General features: G+C 67.0%; 3 protein-coding genes. 1 reads left to right on the top strand and 2 read right to left on the bottom strand.

Annotation, left to right across the window (positions count from 1 at the left end; translation table 11 throughout):
• Positions 1-686, bottom strand: a 686-nt coding sequence (locus VFQ05_03300; protein HET9325774.1) for a helix-turn-helix domain-containing protein, incomplete at its 3' end; no start/stop codon positions are given.
• Positions 687-776: 90 nt separating this feature from the next.
• Here VFQ05_03300 and VFQ05_03295 point away from each other — a divergent pair.
• Positions 777-2,210, top strand: coding sequence for an FAD-binding oxidoreductase (locus tag VFQ05_03295; GenBank protein ID HET9325773.1), 1,434 nt, complete (start codon positions 777-779; stop codon positions 2,208-2,210).
• Here VFQ05_03295 and VFQ05_03290 read toward each other — a convergent pair.
• A partial coding sequence (locus VFQ05_03290) for a hypothetical protein (protein ID HET9325772.1) occupies positions 2,207-2,419 on the bottom strand: 213 nt, incomplete at its 5' end. The genes VFQ05_03295 and VFQ05_03290 overlap by 4 nt on opposite strands.

The raw sequence follows: 2,419 nt of genomic DNA, 5'->3' as shown, positions 1-2,419 counted from the left end.
GGCCTGATGTGGGCGAACATGCTGCGGGTATTCCAGGATGGGAACGCTTTGATCAGCGAGGGGCGGCCTTCGAGCTGGATGCGACCCTCCTGCGTGGCCTCGGCCCAGGTCATCTGGCCGGCGTGCCACTTCACGAACGCTTCGGCCTCCGCGGTGATGTGAAGGTCTTCGTCGAGACCTGGCGACGTCTTGCAAATCTCGGTGTCTCCGCGCTCGATCAGCAGCCAGTAGCGTTCGCGCCGCGGCCGGCCGCTGAAGTCGAAGCGGATGACGACCCGTCGATCCGGGAGCCGCTCCTTGCGGAGCGCGTTGCACATCGACCACAGAGCCACGAAGGGGTCGAGGTTCTCCGGAGCGATTTCGAGCCATCGCGCCCCCCACTCTCCGAGCGACTGGCAGACCGCGAAGAGGTCGTGGCCCGCGGAGGTGAGCCGGTAATCGTGTCCGCGCCCGTCGGGCCTGAGCGACGACTCCACGATACCGACGTGCTCGAGCTGCTTGAGCCGGTGCGACAGCATGGTCCGTGACAATCCAGGAGCGCCTTCCAGAATCTCGCCGAAGCTCGCGCAGCCGAGGTAGAGGTTGCGGACGATCAGCGGTGTCCAGCGCTCCGCAAAAATCTCGGCGCCACGGGCGATGGGGCAATATTGGCCGTACGTCCTCACGCCGCGAAGTATTGCGCACACGCCTCCGGTTGTGGAGATCGAGTTCAGATTTCTTACTAGAAGGCCCCTCTCCGCGAGTGGTCTGCTGAGGTCGTCGAGGGAGGAGGCCCCATGCGGACACAAACCGCGCAAGTCAGCGCCGGCAGGAAGCTCAACGTCGTCGAAATCGACGGATTCCGAGGTCAGCTGATCCAGGCCGGACATGCCGACTACGACATCGCCCGTGCCGTGTGGAACGGGGCCATCGACCGGCGCCCCCGCCTGATCGCCCGCTGCACGGGACCCACCGACGTGGTCGCGGCCGTGCGTTTCGCCCGCGAGCACGGTCTGGAAATCGCGATACGGGGTGGAGGCCACAACGTGGCGGGCACGGCCGTTTGCGACGACGGGATCGTCATCGATCTCTCAGCCATGCGGGGTGTGCGGGTCGACCCCCGTGGCCGAAAGGCCTGGGTGCAGGGTGGCGCGCTGTGGGGCGACGTGGATCACGAGACGCAGGTGCATGGCCTGGCCACCACCGGCGGAATCGTGAGCCACACCGGCGTCGCCGGACTCACCCTCGGGGGTGGCGTGGGCTGGTTGATGCGCAAGCACGGCCTCACGGTCGACAATCTGCTCGCCGCCGACGTCGTGACCGCCGATGGCGAGCGACTGCGCGCCTCCAAGGACGAGCATCCCGATCTCTTCTGGGCGCTGCGCGGAGGTGGCGGCAACTTCGGCGTGGTCACCTCCTTCGAGTTTCGCCTCCACTCCCTCGGACCGACGGTCCTGGCGGGACCCATCCTCTGGGACGCGCGCGACGCCGGAGAGGTCCTCCGCTTCTATCGGGACTTCCTGCGGGACGCACCCGACGAGCTCGGCACGGTCGTCAGGTTCGGAACCGCGCCACCATTTGCGGTCATTCCCGAGGGCCTGCACTGGCGCCCGGTGTTGATGATCGGCACCTGCTACGCCGGGCCGGTCGAGGACGGCGAGAAAGCGCTCCGCCCGCTCCGCGCCCTTCGCACTCCCCTGCTCGACCTCGTGGGACCTGTGCCCTACGTCGGATTCCAGAGCGCGATCGACTCGACCGTCCCCCACGGCTGGAGCTACTACTGGAAGTCGACTCACCTCCCGGCGCTGCGCGACGAGCTCATCGACGTGATCGTCGCGCACGCGTTCTCCGCCTCATCGCCACGGTCTTACGTGGCGCTCTTCCATCTGCGCGGTGCGGTGGGCTGCATGGCCGAGGGCGGGACGGCCTTCGGAAACCGACATGCGACGCACGCCATCACCCTCGATGGCGTGTGGCGGCCGGGCGACGACTACGGCGAGCGGGACACGGCCTGGGCGAGAAGCTTCTTCGCCGCCCTCGGCCCATTCCGCGAAGGCGTGTACGTCAACTTCCTGAGCAACGACGAGGATCCCGATCGGGTCCAGGAGGCCTACGGCGATTCGATCTACGGCCGCCTGGTGGAGGTGAAGACGACCTACGATCCCGACAACGTCTTCCACCACAACCAGAACATCCGGCCCAAGTCATCGGAAGTGCGACGTCCGGGTTAGGGCCGCGTCCTGGTGGGCGGCGAGCCTTGCTTTGGCGCCCCGAATTGATCGTCCAGCCATTCCGACATGGCTCGAATCGCCGCTTCGGGGTGAAGTGGAACGTGCCCGCCCGCCAGCACCACGTGCTGCTTCTCTCCGGGTGGCGTGCCGAGCATCTGGAACATCGGCACCTGAGCGGTGTCGTAAGGCAGGTCGAAGTCCTCGCGGCC

This window comes from Candidatus Eisenbacteria bacterium (genome assembly GCA_035712145.1).
Lineage (GTDB): Bacteria > Eisenbacteria > RBG-16-71-46 > RBG-16-71-46 > RBG-16-71-46 > DASTBI01.
The sequence above is the reverse complement of the archived record's forward strand: the minus strand, read 5'-3'. Positions and strand labels throughout refer to the sequence as shown.

Coding starts and splice junctions, on each gene's coding strand:
- VFQ05_03295 (HET9325773.1), top strand. CDS start 777: ATGCGGACACAAACCGCGCAAGTCAGCGCCGGCAGGAAGCTCAACGTC.